Below are 1,928 nucleotides of genomic sequence, written 5' to 3' on the forward strand. Positions count from 1 at the left end.
AGAATTTAGTGTTACTGGAGCAGATGGTAATCTAGTATATCCTATTACAGAGAATAACTATATGTCAGACCAAATAAGATGGTTGAAATATAATTTGAACGGTAAAAGAGAATTATTAGGCAAAAATCCTTACTCTGCAAATTCTTTGTTATTACAATCTATAAACAGTAATGCTGATTTAATTAAATTAAATACTTATCTAAACTTAGAAGAGAATCTGCAAAACACTAATCGTGATTACTTTGGTATATCTCCTATAGAGGATTACTTATCTAAAATGACATTTGGATTTAATAATCACTTATTTTGTCCTACTATGTCTGATAAAAAGACATGGCACACTATAAGTGGTATTCAAATGGTCAAGGATTTCTTACCATCTACAGCTATCACTGATTACGAATACAATGAAAACGGAGATATAACTAGAGTTATATTTTAGGATCAAAAGAGAAGATTCTCAGATAGAACTTTAAATATATTCAAAGGATATTTAAGAGACGAATATAATGCTATATAGAAGTATTTTGCTACTAAACAAAGTGTTATAGACAATCCCAATCTATCAGTTGGTAATTACCATGGTAGTAAAAAAGGTAAGTTCGCTGATGGTAATGGTGGAAGATTTAGATATTTTAATAAGATAACTATTAATGGTGATACTTATAATCTGAATGAAATTTTAGCTAAAGCTGAATATTCTAATGATTCACAGTCTATACAAGATATTCTGAGTGTGATTAAATAGGCATTAGATAACGATACAGTAATCAAAGAAGCTATCAATGATTTGTTAGTAGATTATGTAAATAATGAAATATCAAAAGCTATAGAACTAGGTGTGATAGGTGAAGACTTAAGTAATAAATATATACCTATAAACTTTGTAGAAGAATTTGAAAAAATAAGTTCTAAAACTGATAGTAGAGATAAAGGAACAGATGTGATATACTCTATCATAGCTTCACATGCCATCAACAGTGCGATTTCTACTATAGAAATAGAGAAATGTTTTACTGGAGATCCAGCATTATATAAATGGCAAAAAGAACTTATGGTATATAAGCCCAATGATGATTCATTTGTGCCTGTTATATCAGATGAAAGAACATTAGAAGCTTGGATAGATAAACATGACCCAGATAGAGATAAATCAAGTTATTCTGCTTATTATATGATAACTGGTAGAGATGTAGATAAAATTAAACGTCTATCTTCAGTATTGTCTACTGGAACAAACTTGAGAACTAAATGGGGAGATACTAAGGATTAGGAAGATAGAAGTGATTCTAAATTCCAAGTATTATAGTTATCAGATAATGAAATAGGATCTACAGTATATGATACATTATATAGTATGTTTAGAAAATCCTTAATAAAGGATATGTTCCAAAAAGAGTTTGGTGTTACTGATTAGCAAGCATTAAATGCTGTTAAGGACGATCATGCTATAGAAAGTACATTAGGTAGATTACGTAAAAAGAATCCAGATGCTATTAAGTTTATTGAACAACAAGCTAAAAATAGCGCTAAACCATATGCTGACGGAGAAATTAATCAAGCAGATGCTGCTGTTTACATCAGACCAGAGTTCTATAAGAGATTGATGAAGTCTTTAGGAGAATGGAGTCCTGAAATCGAAGAAGCCTATAACATTATGGAGTCTGATGATAGCTGGTTGAGTGATACTGAGAAGTATCAAAAAGCAATTAAAGCTATTACACGACCTCTTAAAATGGTTTACTTTGGTGATCACTTTGATTAGACTCTTGGTATGAATGTAAATACGTTCGATAAGATGGCTTTGTTCCCGCTATTTAAGACTTTTGCTAAAGCTGATAATAAATATTTATACGATCGTATGAATGATGCTAGTAAAGATTATATAGATATGGTAGCATTTGAATCAGCTATTAAAGTTGGTGGTA

Annotated in this window: 3 protein-coding genes; all 3 read left to right on the plus strand. The window is 30.3% G+C overall.

Annotated features, from left to right (window positions below; all coding sequences use genetic code 11):
• Positions 1 to 442: hypothetical protein (locus tag GH664_RS22550; RefSeq protein ID WP_194270483.1), on the plus strand; the 442-nt coding region annotated here is incomplete at its 5' end.
• A 348-nt stretch (positions 443 to 790) separates the two neighbouring features.
• Positions 791 to 1,273 (plus strand): hypothetical protein, encoded by a 483-nt coding sequence (locus tag GH664_RS22555; protein ID WP_153163856.1) that lies wholly within the window; start codon positions 791 to 793, stop codon positions 1,271 to 1,273.
• 333 nt (positions 1,274 to 1,606) lie between these two features.
• A complete protein-coding gene (locus tag GH664_RS22560) occupies positions 1,607 to 1,765 on the plus strand; it encodes a hypothetical protein (protein ID WP_153170290.1) in 159 nt (52 codons plus the stop codon).
• Positions 1,766 to 1,928: the final 163 nt, after the last annotated feature.

Source organism: Thauera sp. 2A1, from assembly GCF_009469595.2.
GTDB lineage: Bacteria > Pseudomonadota > Gammaproteobacteria > Burkholderiales > Rhodocyclaceae > Thauera.